The organism is Pseudomonas sp. RC10 (genome assembly GCF_038397775.1).
GTDB classification, from domain to species: Bacteria; Pseudomonadota; Gammaproteobacteria; order Pseudomonadales; family Pseudomonadaceae; genus Aquipseudomonas; species Aquipseudomonas bambusae.
On the sequence record NZ_CP151650.1, the window covers coordinates 5,522,358 to 5,544,572 of the forward strand.

Annotated in this window: 19 protein-coding genes; 5 read left to right on the top strand and 14 right to left on the bottom strand. The window is 59.7% G+C overall.

What is annotated here, in order from left to right:
* Nucleotide 1 precedes the first annotated feature (1 nt).
* The 4 genes from AAEO81_RS24980 (at nucleotide 2) to AAEO81_RS24995 (ending at nucleotide 5,755) form a co-directional block, all read left to right on the top strand.
* Nucleotides 2-952, top strand: coding sequence for an ABC transporter permease (locus AAEO81_RS24980; RefSeq protein WP_341959648.1), 951 nt, complete (start codon nucleotides 2-4; stop codon nucleotides 950-952).
* Complete coding sequence (locus AAEO81_RS24985; RefSeq protein ID WP_341959649.1) at nucleotides 942-1,772, top strand: ABC transporter permease; 831 nt, start codon at nucleotides 942-944, stop codon at nucleotides 1,770-1,772. Before AAEO81_RS24980 ends, AAEO81_RS24985 begins: the two co-directional genes overlap by 11 nt.
* Before the next feature lie 188 nt (nucleotides 1,773-1,960).
* Nucleotides 1,961-3,385: a gamma-aminobutyraldehyde dehydrogenase gene (locus tag AAEO81_RS24990; protein WP_341959650.1), complete on the top strand. Its 1,425-nt coding sequence runs from the start codon at nucleotides 1,961-1,963 to the stop codon at nucleotides 3,383-3,385.
* Between the two features lie 363 nt (nucleotides 3,386-3,748).
* On the top strand, nucleotides 3,749-5,755 hold the full coding sequence (locus AAEO81_RS24995) for a response regulator (protein WP_341964613.1): 2,007 nt from the start codon (nucleotides 3,749-3,751) through the stop codon (nucleotides 5,753-5,755).
* 177 nt (nucleotides 5,756-5,932) lie between these two features.
* Here AAEO81_RS24995 and AAEO81_RS25000 read toward each other — a convergent pair whose 3' ends face one another.
* From AAEO81_RS25000 to AAEO81_RS25010, 3 genes are all read right to left on the bottom strand, one after another.
* The gene (locus tag AAEO81_RS25000; protein ID WP_341959651.1) at nucleotides 5,933-7,039 is read right to left on the bottom strand and encodes an NADH:flavin oxidoreductase/NADH oxidase; all 1,107 of its coding nucleotides are present in this window, start codon (nucleotides 7,037-7,039) and stop codon (nucleotides 5,933-5,935) included.
* Nucleotides 7,040-7,139: 100 nt separating this feature from the next.
* Nucleotides 7,140-8,855, bottom strand: a complete 1,716-nt coding sequence (recJ, locus tag AAEO81_RS25005) for a single-stranded-DNA-specific exonuclease RecJ (protein ID WP_341959652.1) — start codon at nucleotides 8,853-8,855, stop codon at nucleotides 7,140-7,142.
* 60 nt (nucleotides 8,856-8,915) lie between these two features.
* Nucleotides 8,916-9,458, bottom strand: a complete 543-nt coding sequence (locus tag AAEO81_RS25010) for a YaeQ family protein (RefSeq protein ID WP_166593598.1) — start codon at nucleotides 9,456-9,458, stop codon at nucleotides 8,916-8,918.
* Nucleotides 9,459-9,804: 346 nt separating this feature from the next.
* On the opposite strand from AAEO81_RS25010, the gene AAEO81_RS25015 reads away from it, so the two are divergent.
* Nucleotides 9,805-10,650, top strand: coding sequence for a TIGR02285 family protein (locus tag AAEO81_RS25015; RefSeq protein WP_341964614.1), 846 nt, complete (start codon nucleotides 9,805-9,807; stop codon nucleotides 10,648-10,650).
* Between the two features lie 161 nt (nucleotides 10,651-10,811).
* Here AAEO81_RS25015 and AAEO81_RS25020 read toward each other — a convergent pair whose 3' ends face one another.
* The 11 genes from AAEO81_RS25020 to ffh form a co-directional block, all read right to left on the bottom strand.
* Nucleotides 10,812-11,108 (bottom strand): DUF3509 domain-containing protein, encoded by a 297-nt coding sequence (locus AAEO81_RS25020; RefSeq protein ID WP_166593811.1) that lies wholly within the window; start codon nucleotides 11,106-11,108, stop codon nucleotides 10,812-10,814.
* Nucleotides 11,109-11,264: 156 nt separating this feature from the next.
* A complete protein-coding gene (locus AAEO81_RS25025) occupies nucleotides 11,265-13,400 on the bottom strand; it encodes a transporter substrate-binding domain-containing protein (protein ID WP_341959653.1) in 2,136 nt (711 codons plus the stop codon).
* Between the two features lie 114 nt (nucleotides 13,401-13,514).
* The gene (gene thrC, locus AAEO81_RS25030) at nucleotides 13,515-14,924 is read right to left on the bottom strand and encodes a threonine synthase (protein WP_341959654.1); all 1,410 of its coding nucleotides are present in this window, start codon (nucleotides 14,922-14,924) and stop codon (nucleotides 13,515-13,517) included.
* A gap of 149 nt (nucleotides 14,925-15,073) precedes the next feature.
* Complete coding sequence (locus AAEO81_RS25035) at nucleotides 15,074-16,378, bottom strand: homoserine dehydrogenase (protein ID WP_341959655.1); 1,305 nt, start codon at nucleotides 16,376-16,378, stop codon at nucleotides 15,074-15,076.
* Nucleotides 16,379-16,466: 88 nt separating this feature from the next.
* A complete protein-coding gene (gene dsbC, locus AAEO81_RS25040) occupies nucleotides 16,467-17,210 on the bottom strand; it encodes a bifunctional protein-disulfide isomerase/oxidoreductase DsbC (RefSeq protein ID WP_341959656.1) in 744 nt (247 codons plus the stop codon).
* Nucleotides 17,211-17,378: 168 nt separating this feature from the next.
* Nucleotides 17,379-18,275, bottom strand: a complete 897-nt coding sequence (gene xerD, locus AAEO81_RS25045; protein ID WP_341959657.1) for a site-specific tyrosine recombinase XerD — start codon at nucleotides 18,273-18,275, stop codon at nucleotides 17,379-17,381.
* A 162-nt stretch (nucleotides 18,276-18,437) separates the two neighbouring features.
* On the bottom strand, nucleotides 18,438-18,788 hold the full coding sequence (rplS, locus tag AAEO81_RS25050) for a 50S ribosomal protein L19 (RefSeq protein ID WP_008018567.1): 351 nt from the start codon (nucleotides 18,786-18,788) through the stop codon (nucleotides 18,438-18,440).
* 43 nt (nucleotides 18,789-18,831) lie between these two features.
* Nucleotides 18,832-19,584 (bottom strand): tRNA (guanosine(37)-N1)-methyltransferase TrmD, encoded by a 753-nt coding sequence (gene trmD, locus AAEO81_RS25055; RefSeq protein ID WP_341959658.1) that lies wholly within the window; start codon nucleotides 19,582-19,584, stop codon nucleotides 18,832-18,834.
* Nucleotides 19,585-19,587: 3 nt separating this feature from the next.
* Nucleotides 19,588-20,124, bottom strand: coding sequence for a ribosome maturation factor RimM (gene rimM, locus AAEO81_RS25060; RefSeq protein ID WP_166593604.1), 537 nt, complete (start codon nucleotides 20,122-20,124; stop codon nucleotides 19,588-19,590).
* Nucleotides 20,125-20,129: 5 nt separating this feature from the next.
* Nucleotides 20,130-20,381 carry a 30S ribosomal protein S16 gene (gene rpsP / locus AAEO81_RS25065; RefSeq protein WP_166593605.1) on the bottom strand — a complete coding sequence of 84 codons (252 nt, stop codon included), beginning with the start codon at nucleotides 20,379-20,381 and terminating at the stop codon, nucleotides 20,130-20,132.
* Nucleotides 20,382-20,628: 247 nt separating this feature from the next.
* Nucleotides 20,629-22,002, bottom strand: a complete 1,374-nt coding sequence (gene ffh, locus AAEO81_RS25070) for a signal recognition particle protein (protein WP_341959659.1) — start codon at nucleotides 22,000-22,002, stop codon at nucleotides 20,629-20,631.
* Between the last annotated feature and the right edge of the window lie 213 nt (nucleotides 22,003-22,215).

Consider the following 22,215-nt stretch of genomic DNA (forward strand, 5'->3'; position numbering starts at 1 on the left):
GATGAGCCAGACACTCGCCCATCCAGCGCCAATGCCAGGGCAATCGCCCCTGCGGCGTTTTTCCAATCTGCTGTATCGACGGCCGAATCTGTACCTGACGCTGCTGCTGATCCCGCCGCTGCTGTGGTTTGGCGCGATCTACCTCGGCTCTTTGCTCGGGCTGCTGTGGCAAGGGTTCTACACCTTCGACGACTTCAGCATGTCGGTCACGCCGGACCTGACCCTCGCCAACTTCGCGGCGCTGTTCAACCCGGCCAACTTCGACGTGATCCAGCGCACGCTAACCATGGCCATTGCCGTGTCTATCGCCAGCGCCATCGTCGCGTTCCCCATCGCCTACTACATGGCGCGTTACACCACCGGCAAGACTAAGGCGTTTTTCTACATCGCCGTGATGATGCCGATGTGGGCCAGTTACATCGTCAAGGCCTACGCGTGGACGCTGCTGCTGGCGAAAGGCGGCGTGGCACAGTGGTTCGTTCAGCATCTGGGCCTGGAGCCAGTGTTGCAGGTGATTCTGGGGATTCCCGGTGTCGGCGGCAGCACCTTGTCCACCTCTCACCTGGGACGGTTTCTGGTGTTCGTCTACATCTGGCTGCCGTTCATGATTTTGCCGATCCAGGCCTCTCTCGAACGCCTGCCGCCCTCGCTGTTGCAAGCCTCGGCGGACCTGGGCGCCAAGCCCCGGCAGACCTTCCTGCAGGTGATCCTGCCGCTGTCGGTGCCCGGCATTGCGGCGGGTTCGATCTTCACGTTTTCGCTGACGCTGGGCGACTTCATCGTGCCGCAGCTGATCGGCCCGCCCGGCTATTTCATCGGCAGCATGGTCTACGCCCAGCAAGGCGCCATCGGCAACATGCCCATGGCCGCCGCGTTCACGCTGGTGCCCATCGTGCTGATCGCCATTTACCTGTCCATCGTCAAACGACTGGGGGCTTTCGATGCGCTCTAAGCCTGTGATCAAACAAGGCGATCAAGCCTCATGGGGCCTGAAGATCGCGGCCTGGGGTGGGCTGGTGTTTCTGCACTTCCCGATCCTGATCATCTTCGTCTACGCCTTCAACACTCAAGACGCCGCGTTCAGTTTCCCGCCACAGGGCTTCACCCTGAAGTGGTTCAGCGTGGCCTTCTCACGACCTGACGTGCTGGAGTCGATCAAGCTGTCGTTGCAGATCGCCTGCGTCGCGACGTTGATTGCGCTGGTGCTCGGCACCCTGGCGTCGGCGGCGCTGTATCGCAGGGATTTTTTTGGCAAGGACGGCATTTCGCTGATGCTGATCCTGCCCATCGCCCTGCCCGGCATCATCACCGGCCTGGCGTTGCTGTCGGCGTTCAAAACGCTGGGGATCGAGCCGGGGATGTTCACCATCATCGTCGGCCACGCGACCTTCTGCGTGGTGATCGTCTACAACAACGTCATTGCCCGCCTGCGTCGCACGTCCCACAGTTTGATCGAGGCGTCGATGGATTTGGGGGCCGACGGCTGGCAGACCTTTCGCTACATCATCCTGCCGAACCTCGGCTCCGCATTGCTGGCGGGCGGGATGCTGGCGTTCGCGTTGTCGTTCGACGAAATCATCGTGACCACGTTTACGGCCGGTCATGAACGCACCTTGCCGATCTGGCTGCTCAACCAACTCAGCCGCCCCCGCGACGTGCCGGTGACCAACGTCGTCGCGATGCTGGTGATGATGGTCACGATGCTGCCGATTCTCGGCGCGTATTACCTGACCCGTGGCGGTGAAAGCGTGGCGGGGAGCGGCGGGAAGTGATGACACCTTTTTGAATTCAACACCCAACCCTGTAGGAGTGAGCTTGCTCGCGATAGCGGTGTATCAGCTAGCCAATGAGTGACTGTTCATACGCAATCGCGAGCAAGCTCACTCCTACAGGACCACGTTTCAACGCGCTGGCGCGCCACAGCAAAGCGCCCGACAGATTCAACAAGAGGACAAACCCCATGCAAACCAAACTGCTGATCAATGGCCATCTGGTCGCCGGTGAAGGTCCCGCGCAGCCCGTGTTCAACCCCGCGCTGGGCCGGGTGTTGGTGGAAATCAACGAAGCCACCGAGGGCCAGGTCGACACCGCCGTACGCGCCGCCGATGCCGCGTTTGAGAGCTGGTCGCAAACCGCGCCGAAGGATCGCTCGTTGCTGCTGCTGAAACTGGCGGACGCCATCGACGCTAACGCCGAAGAACTCGCCAAGCTCGAATCAGACAACTGCGGCAAGCCTTATCAAGCGGCGCTGAACGACGAGCTGCCAGCGATTGCCGACGTGTTCCGCTTCTTCGCTGGCGCCAGCCGCTGCATGAGCGGCTCGGCGGCGGGCGAATACCTGCCGGGGCACACCTCGATGATCCGTCGCGACCCGGTAGGCGTCGTGGCGTCCATCGCGCCATGGAACTACCCGCTGATGATGGTCGCCTGGAAAATTGCCCCGGCGCTGGCGGCGGGTAATACCGTGGTGCTCAAACCTTCTGAGCAAACCCCTTTGACCGCGCTGCGTCTGGTCGAGCTGGCCAATGACATCTTCCCGGCAGGCGTGCTGAATCTGGTGTTCGGTCGCGGCCAGACCGTCGGCAATCCGCTGATCACCCACCCGAAAGTCCGCATGGTGTCGCTGACTGGCTCGGTCGCCACCGGCTCGCACATCATTTCCAGCACCGCCGAGAGCGTCAAACGCACCCACATGGAGTTGGGCGGCAAGGCCCCGGTGATCATCTTCGACGACGCCGACATCGACGCCGCCGTCGAAGGCATTCGCACTTTCGGCTTCTACAACGCAGGTCAGGATTGCACCGCCGCCTGCCGCATCTACGCGCAAAAAGGCATCTACGAGCAATTCGTGCAGAAGCTCGGGGAAGCCGTCAGCACGATCAAGGTCGGTCAGCAGGATGACCCGGACACCGAACTCGGCCCGCTCATCACGGCCCAACATCGCGACCGCGTCACCGGCTTCGTCGAGCGTGCGGTCGCGCAATCCCACACGCGCCTGATCACTGGTGGCAAGGCGATTGAAGGCAACGGTTTCTTCTTCCAGCCCACCGTCATCGCCGACGCCCAACAAGACGACGAAATCGTCCGCCGCGAGGTGTTCGGCCCGGTGGTGTCGGTAACGCCATTCGATGATGAAGCCCAAGTGCTGGGCTGGGCCAACGATTCCGATTATGGCCTGGCGTCGTCGGTCTGGACCCAGGACGTCGGTCGCGCCCACCGCCTGTCCGCCCGTCTGCAATACGGCTGCACCTGGGTGAACACCCACTTCATGCTCATCAGCGAAATGCCCCACGGCGGCCAGAAATTGTCCGGCTACGGCAAGGACCTGTCGATGTACGGGCTTGAGGACTACACCACCGTGCGCCATGTGATGTTCAAGCACTGATGCCTTATCTGTAGCGGTCCGGCTCGCCGGCGGCAGCGATTCCAATGACGCCACCACTGGCAAGCTTTGCTGCTCTTCCACGCCATCCAAACTGATTAGAATTTGACATCACCACGCAACCCCTGCGCTCATTCACGGTCAACACAACAGACGCTGCTTTGAGTCGCGGGGGGGTATTTTGGTATTCGTTCGAATACCAATAAAGCTCAACCACACTCAATCACCCTTCAAGCGGATGTGAAAGGTGAGGATTTTTCCGGTCCGGCTTCGTACACTGTTTCCCCCTGACTGGAGCTTGCCTCGTTGACACGATATCCCCGCTTTCCCGCAGGCGACAGTGAGGCAGGTCGCACCATCAAGGACATGGATTGGGCCGCAACGCCCCTTGGCTCCACCGAACAATGGCCGGCGGCGCTGAAGATTCACCTCAATCTGATCCTCAACTCCCCCGAGTCGATGTACCTGCTTTGGGGCCCGGAGTTGCTGTTTTTCCACAACGATGCCTGTGCCCCGACTCTCGGCCCTCGACGGGACGCGGCCATGGGTGCTCGCATGCCGGAGTTGTGGTCGGATGTGTGGGATCAAGTGCAGCCTTTTGCCGAGCAAGCGTTGAACGGGCAGCCGTATCACTGCGAAGACATGCCTCTGACCATGGCGCGTTATGGCGCAATCGAGCGCACGTGGTGGTCGTTTTCGTTCTCACCGATGATTGACGAGCACAACCAGGTGGTCGGCCTGTTCTGCGTGACCAACGAAACCACACGCCGCGTGCTGGATCAGCGAGCACTGAGGGCCAGCGAACAGCGTCGGCTCGACCTGATTGCCGACCTTGAACGGCAAGTCGTCGAGCGTGCTCATGAACGTGGCCTGACCTGGCAAGTCAGCCCCGATCTGCTCTCGATCATGACCTCCGATCTGCATTTCGAAACCACCAACCCGGCCTGGCGATTGACCTTGGGCTGGACGGACGAAGCATTGTCGCGGTTCGCGTTCTCTGACCTGATTCACCCCGAAGACGTCGCGCGCAGTCAGGAAGCCTTTGGCGCACTGGGTCGCAATCACCCGGTGCTGAATCTGGAAAACCGTTACCGACGCAAGGATGGCAGCTACCGCTGGCTGTCGTGGGTCGCGGTGCCGGAAGGCGGCAAGTTGTATTGCAGCGCACGGGACATCACCGCCGAAAAGCAACAGGCCGAAGCGCTGCGACGCGCGGAAGAGGCGTTGCGTCATTCGCAAAAAATGGAAGCTGTCGGGCAACTCACCGGAGGCCTGGCCCACGACTTCAACAACCTGCTGATGGGTGTCAGCGGCAACATCGAACTCTTGAAAAACCGTGTCGCCAAAGGCCGCACCGACAACCTCGGGCGCTACATCAACGCGGCGCTGGAAGGCTCTCGCCGAGCCGCCGCGCTGACCCACCGGCTGCTGGCGTTTTCTCGACGACAGACCCTCGATCCCCGACCGACTGATGTGGATCATCTGGTTGAGGGAATGGCCGAACTCATTCGCCGCACGGTGGGCCCCGCCATTGCCATGGACGTGATCGGCACCCCCGGCCTGTGGGCAACCCTGGTGGACGCCCATCAACTGGAAAACGCCCTGCTCAACCTGTGCCTCAATGCCCGCGATGCCATGCCCGACGGCGGTCAGCTGCTGATCGAAAGCGGCAACAAAATCCTCGACGACATCGAAGCCCGAGAGCTGGAAATGCCCGAAGGTCGGTACGTGGCGCTGTGCGTCAGCGACAACGGCACCGGGATGAGCGCCGATGTCGTCAAACGCGCCTTTGATCCCTTCTTCACCACCAAACCCATCGGCATGGGCACGGGGCTTGGGCTGTCGATGATCTACGGTTTTGCCCGCCAGTCGGGGGGCGGGGTTCAGATTCGCTCCGCAGTGGGGAAAGGCACGCAGGTGTGCATTTACCTGCCGGTGCAGGGCGAGGCCATTGCGTTTTCCCCGGACACGCCGTTGCAGGAACAACCTCCCGGACCGGTGGCGGGCGGCGAAACCGTCCTCGTGGTGGACGACGAGCCAACGGTCAGAACCTTGGTGGCCGAAGTGCTGACCGACCTCGGCTATCGTGTGCTGGAAGCCGAAAACGGTGGCGCAGCACTCGAAATCCTGCAAACACGACAAACCATCGACCTGCTCGTCTCGGACGTCGCCCTGCCCGGGGGCATGAACGGACGCCAACTCGCCGATGCCGCCCGCTCAGTGCGACCGGGTTTGAAGGTGCTGTTCGTGACCGGTTACGCGGAAAATGCCGCCTTGGGCAAAGCTCGGCTGGAACCGGGGATGCATGTGCTCACCAAACCGTTTTCGATACCGGCGCTCGGCGAGCGAGTGAAGGGGTTGCTGGAAACGTGAACGGAGCGCGCTGTACTCATCGAAAGAGGTCAGGCTGAATGATCAACTGTGGGAGCCGGCTTGCTGGCGAATCGGTTTTTTCAGTCACCAGATAGGTATCTGGCCCACCGCATTCGCCAGCAAGCCGGCTCCCACAATGTCGCGTCGGGTCATCAAGACCGGAGGGTAAGCGGGCAATCAATCCCGCAAATCAGACTCGTGAATCGGCTGATCGCGATGCGTTGCACGTTGATACTGCGCAGGCCAGGTCGCCTGACGCCCGTTCAGGTCGTCATCGGCATGCAATGGCCAGTACGGGTCGCGCAACAGCTCACGGGCGAGCAGGATCAGGTCCGCCTGACCCGTGCGCAGAATATGCTCGGCCTGAGCGGGCTCGGTGATCATCCCCACCGTTCCCGTGGCGATCTGGGACTCTTTCTTGACCCGCTCGGCAAACTGCGTCTGATACCCCGGACCCACCGGGATTTCAGCATTGGCAGCGGTACCGCCCGAGGATACGTCCACCAAGTCCGCACCCAGCGTTTTCAAACGCTTGGCCAGCTCGACCGTTTCATCCGGGTTCCAGCCGTCCTCCACCCAATCGGTCGCCGACACGCGCACGAACAATGGCAGCGCTTGCGGCCAGACATTACGCACGGCTTGGGTGACTTCCAGCGTCAGACGAATGCGGTTTTCGAACGAGCCGCCATATTCATCCTGGCGTTGGTTGCTCACCGGCGACAGGAACTGGTGCAGCAGATAGCCGTGGGCGGCGTGAATTTCCACTACGCTGAAACCGGCAGTCAGCGCACGCTTGGCAGCCGCGACGAAGGCCTCGACAACCTCTTTGATTTGAGTGGTATCCAACGGCGTCGGCGGCGTGTGTTTCGGGTCGAAAGCGATTTTCGATGGCCCCCACGGTGTCCAGCCACCCTGATCAGCAGGAATGCTGCCCTGCTTGCCCAGCCAAGGACGCCAGGTGCTCGCCTTGCGTCCGGCATGGGCCAGTTGAATACCGGCCACGGCGCCCTGAGCGGTGATGAATCGGGTAATGCGTTGCAACGGCGCGATCTGCTCGTCGTTCCACAGCCCGAGGTCCTCCGGGGTAATACGGCCGTCTTCGGTGACAGCGGCCGCTTCGGTGAAGATCAGTCCGGCACCGCCCACGGCGCGGCTGCCGAGGTGCACGAGGTGCCAGTCGTTGGCCAGACCGTCCTGGGCGGAGTATTGGCACATCGGCGAGACCACGATGCGATTGCGTAAGGTGAGTTCGCGAAGGGTGAAGGATTCAAGCAGCAGGCTCATGAGTATCTCTCGAAGTCGCGGAGGAAGGTTCCTTTGTACTGAACCTAGAGCCTAGTCGACAAGCTGAGAGAAGCCGTGGTTCCTGCTGTCTCGCGTGAAATCAACGCGGTGAAATGTGCGCCACCATGAGCTGCACGGTCTCGTTGCCCCGAAATTCGTTGAGGTCCAGCTTGTAGGCCAGCTCGACCCACCGCACCGTGGGATTGGGCCACACGTCGCGGTCAACGCTGAACGCAATGCCGTCGAGCTTCACCGTGCCGCATTCGGTTTTGAGCACCATCTTCAAATGCCGCTCGCCTACGACGCGTTGCTCCACCAGCTGGAACACCCCGTGAAACAACGGCTCGGGGAAGTGCTGGCCCCAAGGCCCGGCATTGCGCAGCGCGCGGGCCAGCTCCAGATGAAACTCTTCAACCGCCAACGTGCCATCGGACAACAGACGGCCGGTCAGGTCTTCTTCAGTCAGTTGACGACGAACTTCGGCATCGAAGGCTTCGGCGAAGGCCGGGAAATTTTCCGCAGGCAGCGACAAACCGGCTGCCATCGCGTGGCCACCAAACTTGCTGATCAACTCAGGGTGTTTCGCAGCAACGGCGTCCAGCGCATCCCTGATGTGGAATCCCGGCACCGAACGCGCCGAGCCTTTCAGCACGCCCTCCCCTGCGCTGGCAAAGGCGATAGTGGGCCGGTGATAACGCTCTTTCAGGCGCGACGCGAGAATCCCGATCACGCCCTGGTGCCATTCGGCTTCGTACAGGCAGAGCCCGAACGGCATCGACTCGACAGGCAAATCATTGAGCTGGGCCAGCGCTTCCCGTTGCATGCCCTGTTCGATGGACTTGCGGTCCTGATTCAGCTCGTCCAATTGCACGGCCATCTCCCGCGCCAGCGTCTCGTCTTCGCACAGCAGGCACTCGATGCCCAGGCTCATATCGTCCAGACGCCCCGCCGCGTTCAAACGCGGGCCGAGGATGAAGCCGAGGTCGGTGGAGGTGATGCGCGAAGGTTCGCGGCGCGCGACTTCCAGAATGGCGCGCAACCCCGGACGGGCGCGACCGGCGCGAATCCGCATCAAGCCCTGATGCACCAGAATCCGGTTGTTCGCATCCAGCGGCACCACGTCGGCCACACTGCCAAGCGCGACCAGGTCCAACAACTCGCCGAGGTTTGGCTGAGCGCGACCGTTGGCCTCGAACCATCCGATTTCCCGCAAACGCGCGCGCAGGGCCATCAAGACGTAGAACATCACGCCGACACCGGCCAGTGCCTTGCTGGGGAACGTGCAGCCGGGCTGATTCGGGTTGACGATAGCGTCAGCGACCGGCAGCTCATGGCCCGGCAAGTGGTGATCGGTCACCAGGACCTGCAGGCCCGCCGCCTTGGCAGCCGCAACACCCTCGACGCTGGAGATGCCGTTATCGACGGTCATCAACAGTTCAGGCTCACGCTCAAGGGCGACCTTGACGATTTCCGGGGTCAGTCCATAGCCGTATTCGAAGCGGTTCGGGACCAGATAATCGACATGCGCCGCACCCAGCAACCGCAGTCCCAAAACCCCGACCGTGCTGGCCGTAGCGCCGTCGGCATCGAAGTCACCGACGATCAGGATGCGCTGACGCTGTTGCAGCGCCGTCACCAGCAAATCCACCGCCGCGTCGATGCCTTTGAGTTGCTGATACGGAATCAGCCGCGCCAGGCCCTTGTCCAGCTCGTCCTGCGACAGCACGCCCCGCGAGGCATACAGACGGGTCAACAAAGGCGGCAGATCGCCCAGAAAAGGCAAGGTGTCGGGCAACTGTCGTGATTCGATGCGCATGCGGGTTCCGCTGATGTGTTCGGTTGGAGCTGATTCAGTGATCCGGGCAAACGTCGGCGGTCAACCGCGCTCGCCAGCCAGCCACTGCAATTGCACTTCGTGCTGGCCACGGTCGTCGGTCACGAAAATCGTGCCTTCGCTGATCATCACGTCCCACTTGATAACGCGGGGCATGTCCTTGGCCAGGGTCTCCAGCACTTCCTGAGGCACGGCGGCGATGTTGACGTTTTTCAACGTTTTGACGGCCGGGACGATCTTGCCCTCCCACACGCGCAGGCTGCCGTACGCCAAGAGGCTGGTGCGTTCGGTACGGCGGGAGCACCACGTCAGCCGGTCAGCATCGGGTTGGCCGACTTCGATCCAGTGCAGTACGCGGTCATCCAGGCTTTTTTCCCACAAGGCAGGTTCGTCGACGTCCGACAGACCGCGTCCGAACGACAGGTGTTCGCTGTACCAGAATGCGTAGGCCAACAGACGCACGGCCATGCGCTCTTCGGTTTCCGACGGGTGGCGGGCGATGGTCTGTTTGACGTTTTCGTACACCCCACGGTCGAGGTCGGTGAGGTTCAGTTCGAATTTGTAGGTCGTGGACGGCTGGGCCATGAACGGGCTTCTAAGGACGGGAAAGGCGCCAAGTCTAACCGATGCACGTCCCGTTGAACGACCAGACTCGATGATTGATCGTCATGGCGACATGAAAATCAGCGTGCGCGCATTTGTCAGGCTGCTTTACTCAACCCAGGGTGACGAGTGTTAAACAAATGATCCACAACGCCGATACGTTGATGCGAGACCCTCTAGCATGAAGTTCACAGCGTGGGCCGTTGCGAAATCAGACCCGTCGGATCGGGGTGATCGCGGCTTAAACCTCAGTCAGTATTTTCAGGATTTACCTCGACGGATGGTCAATCGTTACGCACACATTCGCCAGTCTGGTGTTTTCGCCCTGCTGATCGCTTCGGCACTGAGTGCGACACCCGGAACCGCAGACGCGAAGGAAACGCTGACTTGGCTGCTTCGGGATTTCCCTCCCCTGACCATTTTCGCCGGCCCGCAAGCAGGCCAGGGTGCCATCGACAAGCTGATGCCTGAATTGATTGCGCAGATGCCGGAATACAACCACCAGATCATGCACGTGAACCGTGCGCGGGGCACGCAGATGCTCCGGGACCCGGACGTCTTCGCCTGTGACCCGACACTGTTGTGGACGGCAGAACGTGCGAAGACCATTCTGTTCTCGATCCCGACCTACGCCACGCCGGGCAACGGAGTGACGATCGAACGGCGAAATCACGCGATGTTTGCGCCATTTCTCGATGCCGATGGGCATCTTGATCTGGCGGCGCTGCTGAACGCCAACACGGTCAAGACCGGTATTGTGGCCGAGCGCAGCTACGGTCCGACCATCGATAAGATACTCAAGGCGACCACCCAACCCGACAGCCTGATTCTGCATTACGGCAACGCGGCGGTGGGCAGCATGTTGCAGATGGAACGCCTGGACCGTTTCCAGGCCATCATCAGCTACTGGCCCGAAGCGCGGTATCACGCCCAGCAGCAGGGCATTGCGCTGGAAGAGCTGGAGTTTTTCCCGATCAAGGATGCGCCCAAGTACCAGTTCGCGCACATCGGCTGCTCGAAGACCGACAAGGGCCGCGAAGCCATCGAGATCATCAATCGCGAGATGCGCACGTTGCGGACCACCAAGCTGATCTCGTTCTACGCCGAATGGATGGTCGACAAGCGCCAATACCTGCAGGACGCGCAGACGTTTTTCGACGACGCGGAAAACTGAAAAACGCCAAGCAAAAGAAACCCCGAGCAGCGGGGAGACTACTCGGGGTCAACCGTGGTCCATCTTGGACCCGTACGGCAGGCAACATAAACACCGGAGCACAATGCCTGCGCCTGCCGTAATGGATAGGAGCCTACGTAATGGATAAGGTTCCCCGTTCCTCAGACAAAACCCTGACGGGCGGCAAAATTGTTGACCTGTGTCGCATTTCGCATCGCGGCGATGACGCAAGGCTCGATACGCCCCTCGGCGACCATCAAATCACGATGAAGCCCGTCGACCACATCGGTCAGCTGGCGCTTGTCACACAACTGGGCAGCGGAATAGACGCGTTCGATCACGATCGCACCGGCTGCATTTTTCAGCGTCACCAGACGCTCGCCATTTACACCGGCAGCGCCCAGGCTGGCCTCATAAGGTGCCAGTGCTTCGCTTAACAACAAGCTGATATTTTCCATCTGGATCACCACTCAACAGTTTGAATGCAAAGGTGCTTATCAATGACCATCGGCAGAAGCGGAAAGTTCTTTTCCGCTTCGAGGGTTTACCGTGAGCGGGTTGATCGTCACCCCCCTTGTCACTGGAGCATGCCTGCCCAATGTGACAGACAGAATTCAGTCTTTTGACGACCGCGTCGCGCTCGGCGTCAGACGCTTGGCCTCGCTGATATCGAGCCAGCCCCCCAGCAAGCCCTGCAACTGTCCGCCTGCGTCATAGAACGGCACCGCCCACTGAGACGCTTTAACGGCGCGACCGGACAGCGTGAAACTGCGCTCGGTCAGCAGCGGTTGATGAGTCGTCAAAAGATTCATGTAACTCGCGTGCATCGCCTCGGCAGCGTCTCGTGGGATCAGATCGACATCGATCAGGCGCCGACCATTCATCTGTTCATAGCTAATACCGAAACTGTCCTCATAGCTACGGTTGCAGAACACGAGACGACCCTGGAGATCCCGGACATACATCGGCTCAGGAATACCGTCCATCAACGCACGCTTGAACGCCAGTTGATCGTTGAGCTGCACTTCGGCGATCAGCCGTTGCCGTATCTGGTCCGTCAACCGAATTTTCCAATAGAGCGAAACCAATACGCCTGATAACACCACCGCCAGCAGCCAAAACACCCAATGGGGAGTCCGCTCCCACAGCGTGGATTGACCCATGATTCCCCCCAGCCATTTCGTGCGAATCGCCCGCATCTCGGCCACGGGGAATTCATCCAGTGCCTTGTTCAGAATGCTCAAAAGCTCAGGTTCGGAATTGATGACTGCAAACCGGTCCGGCGACCATATGTCCTCCACACTGCCAGCCACCTTCAGCCCGCGCATCGACGAGGTCCAGGCCGCCGCTTCATTCTGAATGGTCGCCGTTGCCCCTCCGCTCTCCACCAACCGCCGGGCCTCCACGTAGGAGGGCACGATCATCAGTTGGACGTCTGGGTAGCGGACGCGAATGAATTCCAGAAGAGCGTGACGGGCAGGCATCGCCAGTACCTTTCCAGACATGTTGGCCAGGCTTACGAGACCCTCGTTATCCTTTTGGGTCACGTACACCCAACTGTTCCCGCCATAGGCGTAACTGAACGACAGCGTCGCCCGGCGCTCCGCGGTTTCCGCCACAGTGGTATTCATGTCAACGGCCCCGGACGACAGCGCTTCCAGTGCCGCATGGAGGTTCGGCATCTCGTGGTGGACGAAGTTGAGGCCGGTCATGCGCGAGATTCGGTCAAGAATATCGATATTCAGCCCCACCCAGTGACCGTCGGCATCCTTAAAGACATAGGGCGCATGTTGTGTCGAACCGATGCGGACTTGCGAGTGTTTGCGAACCCACTGGCGTTCGGCGGCAGTGAGTCGAATACGCCGCCCAGGCTCGACCTCGACATCCTCGTCAAGTATCCAGCGACTTTGTATGTTCCGGTCCACCGTCTCATCCAGATCATTGAGTGAACGGTTCAACAGCGCCAACAGCGTCGTATCCTCTACCCGTGTCGCGAACCCGAAGCCCGCCAAAGGCAACAAACTCTCGAATCTGGTTTGCAAACCCAGGTAGGGACGTAGCGACTTGAAGGCATTCACGACTATTTCATTGCCGACGAATGCGTCGGCATCACCTTGAGTCAACGCCTCTACAGCGCTGAACAGCGTCGGTGCAAGCACAATATCGCTGTCAGGATACAGTCGCTGCAATTGGTCGGGATCGGCGTAGCAGTCCAGCGCGATAATGCGCTTGCCACTTAAGGCAGTGGACAATGTGAAATCTCCCCGGCGCCCTACCACCACAGCCCTGTCCGTCAGGTAATTGCGGGTGACGGCGAGGTCTGACATCCCGCGTTCGAACCCACTGGCGCTGGTCAACAGGTCGACTTTGCCTGTCTTCAACGCCTCGACGGCCTGATCGCGCTTGGCGAAGCCCGTAACGTGCATGGAGACGCCCAGCTTGGCAGCGATCAGGCTCAGATAATCGGCACTGATGCCTTGATAGCGGTTGCCGTCGCTGGTGATGTCGACAGGTTCGTAGTCGTCAATGGGAATACCGACACGCAGCACGTGTCGCTGGTCCAGCCACTGACGCTCGGCGGCCTCAAGCGGCATCGGCTGCACGCTGAGGAAGGGTTCGCCCAAAATGAAGGGAAGCTTTTCGGCTCCGTGCCCTGCCCGGCTCACGATACACACCAGTAGCATCAATGCGCACAGCAAGTATCGAAGGATTCGGTTCTGGACGGGCACTCCTTGTCTGTCCATGTTCATGTTTTATACCGCCACTTGTTTGTTCACGAAAATAAGAAATTCCGCGCAAGTGTGGCACGCATGAACAAGAAGGCCCGCCGAGAGGCGGGCCTTAGTTGTTACACGGCGATACCGTTAAAGCGGCTTGCCGCGATTGCCGTGCTGGCTGACGAACGCCTGCATGGCTTTCAGGTCATTCGGCAGCACGGTGCAGCGTTCATCGCGCTCAAACAAATCAGACAAATGTGCAGGCAACTCAAGGGCTTTTCCTACACCGGCCTTTTGCACGGCTTCCGGGAATTTGACCGGGTGCGCTGTCCCCAGAATCACCATCGGGGTATCAAGGCTGCGACGGCAATCGCGGGCCGCTTTCACACCAATCGCGGTGTGCGGGTCAAGGACTTCACCGGTGCTGGCGAAGACTTCAGCGATGGTTTCACAGGTCTGTTCGTCGCTGACCGCCAGCGAATCGAAGAGCTTGCGGGTTTCGGTCCAGCGGTCTTCTTCGACGCTGAAACCGCCACCCTGCTTGAAGCTGGCCATCAGGTCGGCAATCGCGGCACCGTTGCGACCGTGCATGTCGAACAGCAGACGTTCGAAGTTCGACGACACCATGATGTCCATCGACGGCGACAGCGTGGCGTGCAGCGTTTCCTTGACGTACTGATTGCCGCTCATGAAGCGGTGCAGGATGTCGTTGCGGTTGGTCGCCACGATCAGTTGGCTGATCGGCAGGCCCATGTTGCGCGCCAGATAACCGGCAAAAATGTCGCCGAAGTTACCCGTCGGCACCGAGAACGCGACCGAACGCGCAGGACCGCCCAGTTGCAGGGCCGCGTGGAAGTAATAGACGATCTGGGCCATGATCCGCGCCCAGTTGATCGAGTTCACGGCCACAAGACGCGTACCTTTCAGGAAGCTCTGGTCGGCGAAGCTGTTCTTGACCATTTCCTGGCAGTCATCGAAGTTGCCTTCGATGGCGATGTTATGGATGTTCTCGCCGAAGATCGTGGTCATCTGGCGGCGCTGAACGTCCGACACACGCTTGTTCGGGTGCAGGATGAAGATGTCGACGTTGTCGCAACGACGGCAGCCTTCGATGGCAGCAGAACCGGTGTCACCGGAAGTCGCGCCGATGATCACCACGCGCTCGCCGCGTTTTTCCAACACGTAATCCAGCAGGCGACCCAGCAGTTGCAGGGCGAAATCCTTGAACGCCAGGGTCGGGCCGTGGAACAGTTCCATCACCCATTCGTTGCTGTTCAATTGACGCAGAGGCGCAACGGCACTGTGGGCGAACACGCCATAGGTTTCTTCAAGGATCTTCTTGAAATCAGCGTCTGGAATGCTGCCGGTGACGAACGGGCGCATCACCCGGAACGCCAGCTCGTGATACGGCAGACCTGCCCAGGACGCGATTTCTTCCTGGGTGAAACGTGGCAGGTTTTCAGGAACGTACAGACCGCCATCGGTGGCAAGACCGGCGAGCAGCACGTCTTCAAAATTCAGGGCCGGCGCCTGGCCGCGAGTACTGATATAGCGCATAAACAAACCTTCGGTTTGAGCGGCGAGCTTCGAGCTGCAAGCTACAAGTGGAAGCCGTTCAGCGTCGACTTGCAGCTTGCGGTCTGAAGCTCACCGCGAAGTGATTCTGCTTTTTCTTGCAGCTTGTAGCTTATCGCTTGCCGCTGCTGTCAGTTGAGATGTTCGACGCGAATACGAACCACCGGGCCCGCCACGCCTTCCAGCGCTTCCAGTGCCTGAATGGCATCGTTGATGCGCTGCTCGACCACGCGATGGGTCAGCAGAATCATCGGCACCAGACCATCTTGCTCTTCGGCTTCTTTCTGCATGATCGATTCGATGTTGATGCCGCGCTCGGACAGGATGCTGGCAACCTGAGCCAGAACACCCGGATGGTCCTTCGCCTGAATGCGCAGGTAGTAGGCGCTCTCACACTTCTCGATCGGCAGGATCGGGTGAGCCGACAACGAATCTGGCTGGAAGGCCAAGTGCGGCACGCGGTTTTCAGGGTCGGTGGTCAGGGCACGCACCACATCCACCAAGTCAGCAACGACGGACGAAGCGGTCGGTTCCATGCCCGCGCCTGCGCCGTAGAACAGGGTCGAACCGGCTGCGTCGCCGTTGACCATCACCGCGTTCATCACGCCGTTGACGTTGGCGATCAGGCGGTCGGCCGGGATCAGGGTCGGGTGTACGCGCAGTTCGATACCGGCCGGGGTGCTACGAGCCACGCCCAAGTGCTTGATGCGGTAGCCCAAGGCTTCGGCGTAGTTCACGTCAGCGGTGGTCAGCTTGGTGATGCCTTCGGTATAAGCCTTGTCGAATTGCAGCGGGATACCGAATGCGATAGACGCCAGGATGGTCAGCTTGTGCGCGGCGTCGATGCCTTCGACGTCGAACGTCGGGTCGGCTTCGGCATAACCCAGCGCTTGGGCTTCGGCCAGCACGTCCGGGAAGGTACGGCCCTTCTCACGCATCTCGGTCAGGATGAAGTTGCCGGTGCCATTGATGATGCCCGCGACCCAGTTGATGCGGTTGGCGGCCAGGCCTTCACGAATGGCCTTGATCACCGGAATGCCGCCAGCGACTGCGGCTTCGAAGGCCACGATGACGCCCTTTTCGCGAGCCTTGGCGAAGATTTCGTTACCGTGAACAGCAATCAGCGCCTTGTTGGCAGTGACCACGTGCTTGCCGTTCTCGATGGCCTTGAGCACCAGCTCGCGGGCCACGGTGTAGCCGCCAATCAACTCGATGACGATGTCGATTTCAGGGTTGCTGGCCACGTCGAACACGTCGGTCGTGGTCGGGGTACCGGTAATCTGGCAATTGGGGTTTGGCGTACGCACGGCAATTTGCGCGACTTCGATTCCACGCCCGGCACGGCGGGCAATCTCCTCGGCGTTACGCTTTAGCACATTGAAGGTACCGCCACCGACAGTACCCAGCCCACAGATGCCTACTTTGACCGGTTTCACTATGAACTCCCCTAAAACGACCGGCGCTGAACCGACCGTGGAAACAGCCGCATGGCAGTGCGGCTCGCTGTTGAACTGATTTAATGGACTACTTGACGGCGCTCAGCGCCAGTTTCGCCACTTGTGGCGCAGGCTGATAACCCGGAATCACCTGACCGTCGGCCAGCACGATGGCCGGCGTGCCGTTCACACCGATCGCCTGACCTATCTCGAATTGGCGAGTCACAGGGTTATCGCATTTCGGCGCCTTGATGTTTTTGCCATCGACCATACGGTCCATGGCGTCGCGGCGATCCTTGGAGCACCAGACGGCTTGCAGTTGTTCGTCACCTGGAGAGCCCAGGCCCTGACGCGGGAACGCCACGTAACGCACTTCGATGCCGCGCTTGTTCAGCTCAGGCACTTCGCCGTGCAGTTTGTGGCAGTACGGGCAGGTGGTGTCGGTGAACACGGTGATGTGCGATTTGGTCTCGCCAATGGCCGGGTAAACCACCATCTCACCGGTCGGGATGTCATTGATGGTCTTGGAAATCGCCAGGCGCTCGACCTTCTCGGTCAGGTTGACCGGCTTGCCGCCCTGAATCTGGTAGAGGTTGCCCTGCATCACAAACTGACCGTCAGCGCTGGCGTAGAGTACACGACCGCCTTTGAGGTTGACCTCGTACAGACCGTTGAGCGGGCTGCTGGAGATGCTCTCAACCGGGATTTCCAGGTTCAGCGATTCCAGAGTCTTGCGGATGGCCTTGTCGGACGCGTCATCGGCGTGGGCGAACAGGCTGAACGTACTGGCGAGCGCTACGGCGGCTGCACCGATAAAACGAGTCACGCGCATGAAAACTCCTCGAGCGGTGGGCAGACGGGCGGGTTTGAAAACGGGAACCGCGGGCATGCCGGGCAGGTTTTCAGGCTCCAATCTGCGAAACCGGCAAAGCCTATCACATAAGGCCCGCAAGGCCGACGCCGACTGATGTAAGACTCGTCGTAAATTCCGACCGCAAAGTTACCCGCGAGGGTGGTGTTTTGCATGCAGCTCTTGTAGGCGAGCGCGAGCGATGTGGGTGTAGATCTGCGTGGTGGACAAATCGCTGTGCCCCAGCAGCATCTGCACAACGCGAAGATCAGCCCCATGGTTGAGCAAATGCGTGGCGAAGGCGTGGCGCAATGTGTGTGGCGACAGCGACTTGCCGATCCCCGCGACTTTGGCCTGCAGCTTGATACGGTGCCAGAACGTCTGGCGGGTCATTTGTTCGCCGCGTTGACTGGGAAACAGCACGTCGCTGGGGCGGCCATTGAGCAGTTCCTGTCGGCCGTCGCGCAGGTAGCGCTCGACCCAGACAATCGCCTCCTCCCCCATCGGCACCAGACGCTCTTTGCTGCCTTTGCCCATGATGCGCAACACCCCCTGACGCAAGTTGACCTGTTCGAGGGTCAGGCTCACCAGTTCCGTGACGCGCAATCCGCAGGCGTATAGCACTTCGAGCATCGCCCGGTCACGCTGGCCGATGGCTTCGCTTAGATCCGGCGCGGCCAACAAGGATTCGACGTCCGCCTCGGACAACGATTTGGGCAGCGGCTTGCCCAGCTGTGGCATGTCGACCTGCAAAGTGGGATCAACGGCAATCAGCTTTTCTCGCAACAAGTACCGATAAAAGCCACGCACGCCGGAGAGAAAACGCGCGGACGAACGCGCCTTGTAGCCATTGTCCACACGCCAGGCCAAGTGATCGAAGATCACGCCACGTCCAACGCTCATCAGGTCGATGCCGCGCTCCTGTAACCAGCCATTGAACAGCGCCAAGTCGCTGCGATAGGAATCGCGAGTGTTGTCGGACAGCCCTTTCTCCAGCCACAGGGCGTCGAGGAAGCGGTCGATCATGGGGTGGTCTAAGGCGGGCATGGGGTCAGACTTGAGCGAGGGAAAACGGGAGGGAGTCTTTCACATCTCCCAAGGCGATACAAAACTCTCATGCCTTTGAAAGACCCTTACCGCCTGGATGTTTTCATCAGGCATAAAAAAAGCAGCCCGTAGGCTGCTTCTTTTTGCATCGGAAGACTGGGATTAAACCAGTTTTTCCTTGATGCGAGCTGCTTTACCGGACAGGTCACGCAGGTAGTACAGTTTGGCCTTGCGAACGTCACCGCGACGTTTCACAGCCATGCTGTCGATTTGCGGGCTGTAGGTCTGGAAAGTACGCTCAACGCCAACACCGTTGGAGATTTTGCGAACAGTGAAAGCACTGTTCACACCACGGTTACGCTTGGCAATTACAACGCCTTCGAACGCTTGCAGACGCGAACGGTCGCCTTCCTTCACTTTCACCTGAACGACAATGGTGTCGCCCGGGGCAAAGGGAGGGATCTCTTTGGTCATCTGCTCTGCTTCGAGTGCAAGAATGATTTTGTTAGTCATGCTGTGCTCCTAAGGTAAATCAGTCGGATTTACCATCGATACGTTAACTATCGTCCCGCTCGCGGAGGTATTCCGCCAGCAGCTTCTTCTCTTCTCCAGAAAGCGAGCGGCTTTCCAGAAGATCGGCGCGTCGTTCATAGGTCCGCCCAAGGGACTGCTGTAAACGCCAACGCCGGATGTGTGCGTGATTGCCACTTAGCAACACGTCGGGAACACGCTGATCCGCATACACCTCCGGTCGGGTGTAGTGCGGGCAATCCAGCAGACCATCCGTGAAGGAATCTTCCTCCGCGGAATCCACATGCCCTAAAGCTCCAGGCAGCAGTCGCGTAACCGCATCTATCAGGACCATGGCCGGCAGCTCGCCGCCAGACAACACATAGTCTCCAATCGACCACTCTTCATCGACATGAGCCTCAATAAAGCGCTCGTCAATGCCTTCATAACGACCGGCAATCAGGATCAGTGCTTCTTCCTGTGCCAACTCGCGTACCGCAGACTGATCCAGCTTGCGGCCTTGTGGCGACAGGTAAATCACCTTCGCCGCATCCCCTGCTGCTTGCCTGGCCTGAACCAGTGCATCTTCCAGAGGTTTGATCTTCATCACCATGCCAGGGCCACCGCCAAACGGGCGATCGTCCACAGTGTGATGCCGATCCGTGGTGTAGTCCCGCGGATTCCAACAGGTCAGCTGCAACAGCCCCTGTTTCACCGCACGGCTGGTAATGCCGTATTCACTGATGGCGGAAAACATCTCGGGAAACAAACTGATGACTTCTATGCGCAGGCTCGCCATTGCTTAGAAATCCGCGTCCCAATCCACCTTCATCTCGCCTGCAACCAGATCGATGGCCAACACGCATTGCTCTGTGTAGGGCAACAAGCGTTCGCGATCATCCAGACTGCCTGCGCAGGGCTTGACCACCATTACATCGTTCGAGCCGGTTTCTAGAAGATGATCGATTTTCCCGAGCAGTTGCCCAAGGTGGTCGATAACCTTCAAACCCACGAGCTGGTACCAGTAGTACTCGCCGTCGGTCAGATCAGGAAGCATGCTGCGTTGCACGCAGATCTCATAACCGGCCAGAAGACGAGCTTCTTCACGATCATCGAGACCCTTGAGCTTCGCGACCAGGAACTTGTCGCTCCCGCGCCCGCTGACCAGCTCAACCTGCTTCACACTCCCTTCGCGCTTGAGCGTCCAGGTCTTGTACTGCAACAGGTTTTCAGTCGGATCAGTAAAGGAATACACCTTCACTTCGCCGCGAACGCCATGTACCGAATAAATCTTGCCGATGACGATGAGATCGTCGGCAGAAGCTGGCGTCGCGTTCATATTGCTCAGGCCGCAGCCTTAGCAGATTCCTTCAACAGCGAAGCAACACGCTCAGAAGGTTGTGCACCAACGCTGAGCCAGTAGTTCAGACGCTCTTGGTTCACGGACAGACGGATTTCCTGACCACGGGCAACCGGGTTGAAGAAACCGATTTGTTCCTTGTGCGAACCGTCGCGTGGGTTACGGCTGTCGGTCACAGTCAGGTGGTAGAACGGGCGCTTTTTGGAGCCGCCAAGGGCAAGACGGATTGTTAGCATTGAACAAAGTTCCTGTAGTCGGTGCTGCAAATCTAAGATGCACAGCGGGCATGGGTGCCCGAAAGGCCGCATATTCTAAGGAATATCCGGACTTTTGCAAATGACTTTTTCCGGCGCGAACCGCAAGGCCATCAAGATCTGCCATGGAGCCGTCTGCGTCGACGGCCATTAAGCGCCTGCCGAAGCAGGCCAGTGGGAAGGTTTTCCCAAAGAAGGACGCGCGAAGCCGTGCTCCGCGCGGTGTGAATCACATCTTGGGCATGCCGCCGGGCAGCATGCCGCCCATGCCGCGCATCATTTTGGCCATGCCGCCTTTGGTCGAGAATTTCTTCATCATCTTCTGCATCTGCTTGTGCTGCTTGATCAGACGCCCGATATCCTGCACCTGGGTGCCGGAACCCATGGCAATGCGGCGTTTGCGCGAACCGCTGATCAGCTCAGGGTCACGGCGCTCGGCCGGGGTCATGGAGTTGATGATGGCTTCCATTTGCTTGAACTGCTTCTCGGCCACGTTCTGTGCGTTGCCCATCTGTGACAGGTTCATGCCACCGATGCTGGGCAGTTTGTCCATGAGGCCGCCGAGGCCGCCCATGTTCTTCATCTGTTGCAGCTGATCGCGGAAGTCCTCAAGGTCGAAGCCCTTCCCTTTCTTCAGCTTCTTGGCCAGTTTGTCGGCCTTTTCCTTGTCGAGGGTCTGCTCGGCCTGTTCGATCAGGCTGAGTACATCACCCATGCCCAGGATGCGCGAAGCGATACGGTCAGGGTGGAACGGCTCCAGCGCCTCGCTCTTCTCGCCCATACCGATGAATTTGATCGGCTTGCCGGTGATGGCACGAACGGACAGCGCGGCACCGCCACGGGCGTCGCCGTCGACTTTGGTCAGGATCACGCCGGTCAGCGGCAGCGCGTCACCAAAGGCCTTGGCGGTGTTGGCGGCGTCCTGACCGGTCATGGCGTCGACCACGAACAGCGTCTCGGCCGGTTTCACTGCTGCGTGCAACGCCTGGATCTCGCCCATCATCTCGGCGTCGATGTGCAGACGGCCTGCGGTGTCGAGGATCACGACGTCGATGAATTTCAGCTTGGCTTCTTTGATGGCCGCTTCGGCGATCGCCACTGGTTTCTGGCTGATGTCGGACGGGAAGAACGTCACGCCGATGTCGTTGGCCAGGGTTTCCAGCTGCTTGATCGCCGCAGGACGGTAAACGTCCGCCGAGACCACCATGACGGTTTTCTTTTTGCGTTCCTTTAGGAATTTCGCCAGTTTGCCTGCGGTGGTGGTTTTACCCGCACCTTGCAGACCCGCCATCAGAATGACCGCCGGCGGCGTGACGTTGAGGCTCAGCTCTTCGTTGGCCGCCCCCATCATCTCTTCCAGCTCGGCCTGGACGATCTTCACGAACGCCTGGCCCGGCGTCAGGCTGCGGGACACCTCGGTGCCGACCGCGCGTTCCTTGATGCGGTTGACGAAATCCTTGACCACTGGCAAGGCGACGTCGGCTTCGAGCAGCGCCATCCGCACTTCACGCAGAGTGTCCTTGATGTTGTCCTCGGTCAGCTTGGCCTTGCCGGTGACTTGGCGCAGCGTCTGTGAGAGACGATCTGTCAGATTTTCAAACATGCGTGATCCTTTGAGTTCGTGCGAACCCCAGTGAGTGCGGCGCTGTGCCTTTCATGGCTCCATATGAGGTGTTCGAATCCGACACCTATATAGAAGAAACAGCGCTCGGCGAGCCTGTGGCTTGAGCAGGTCGCGGATTATAGCGAAGAGTCCGGCGCTCGGACACCATGACGTCTGCTTCTGTGGTCTTTCGTGCACGGTTGGTTCTATGCC

Coding starts and splice junctions, on each gene's coding strand:
- AAEO81_RS25025 (WP_341959653.1), bottom strand. CDS start 13,400: ATGAACATGGACAGACAAGGAGTGCCCGTCCAGAACCGAATCCTTCGA.
- AAEO81_RS24980 (WP_341959648.1), top strand. CDS start 2: ATGAGCCAGACACTCGCCCATCCAGCGCCAATGCCAGGGCAATCGCCC.
- thrC (WP_341959654.1), bottom strand. CDS start 14,924: ATGCGCTATATCAGTACTCGCGGCCAGGCGCCGGCCCTGAATTTTGAA.
- AAEO81_RS25020 (WP_166593811.1), bottom strand. CDS start 11,108: ATGGAAAATATCAGCTTGTTGTTAAGCGAAGCACTGGCACCTTATGAG.
- AAEO81_RS25000 (WP_341959651.1), bottom strand. CDS start 7,039: ATGAGCCTGCTGCTTGAATCCTTCACCCTTCGCGAACTCACCTTACGC.
- AAEO81_RS25010 (WP_166593598.1), bottom strand. CDS start 9,458: ATGGCCCAGCCGTCCACGACCTACAAATTCGAACTGAACCTCACCGAC.
- rpsP (WP_166593605.1), bottom strand. CDS start 20,381: ATGCTAACAATCCGTCTTGCCCTTGGCGGCTCCAAAAAGCGCCCGTTC.
- ffh (WP_341959659.1), bottom strand. CDS start 22,002: ATGTTTGAAAATCTGACAGATCGTCTCTCACAGACGCTGCGCCAAGTC.
- trmD (WP_341959658.1), bottom strand. CDS start 19,584: ATGGCGAGCCTGCGCATAGAAGTCATCAGTTTGTTTCCCGAGATGTTT.
- AAEO81_RS24995 (WP_341964613.1), top strand. CDS start 3,749: ATGGATTGGGCCGCAACGCCCCTTGGCTCCACCGAACAATGGCCGGCG.
- xerD (WP_341959657.1), bottom strand. CDS start 18,275: ATGCCCGCCTTAGACCACCCCATGATCGACCGCTTCCTCGACGCCCTG.
- dsbC (WP_341959656.1), bottom strand. CDS start 17,210: ATGCGCGTGACTCGTTTTATCGGTGCAGCCGCCGTAGCGCTCGCCAGT.
- AAEO81_RS24990 (WP_341959650.1), top strand. CDS start 1,961: ATGCAAACCAAACTGCTGATCAATGGCCATCTGGTCGCCGGTGAAGGT.
- rplS (WP_008018567.1), bottom strand. CDS start 18,788: ATGACTAACAAAATCATTCTTGCACTCGAAGCAGAGCAGATGACCAAA.
- AAEO81_RS24985 (WP_341959649.1), top strand. CDS start 942: ATGCGCTCTAAGCCTGTGATCAAACAAGGCGATCAAGCCTCATGGGGC.
- recJ (WP_341959652.1), bottom strand. CDS start 8,855: ATGCGCATCGAATCACGACAGTTGCCCGACACCTTGCCTTTTCTGGGC.
- rimM (WP_166593604.1), bottom strand. CDS start 20,124: ATGAACGCGACGCCAGCTTCTGCCGACGATCTCATCGTCATCGGCAAG.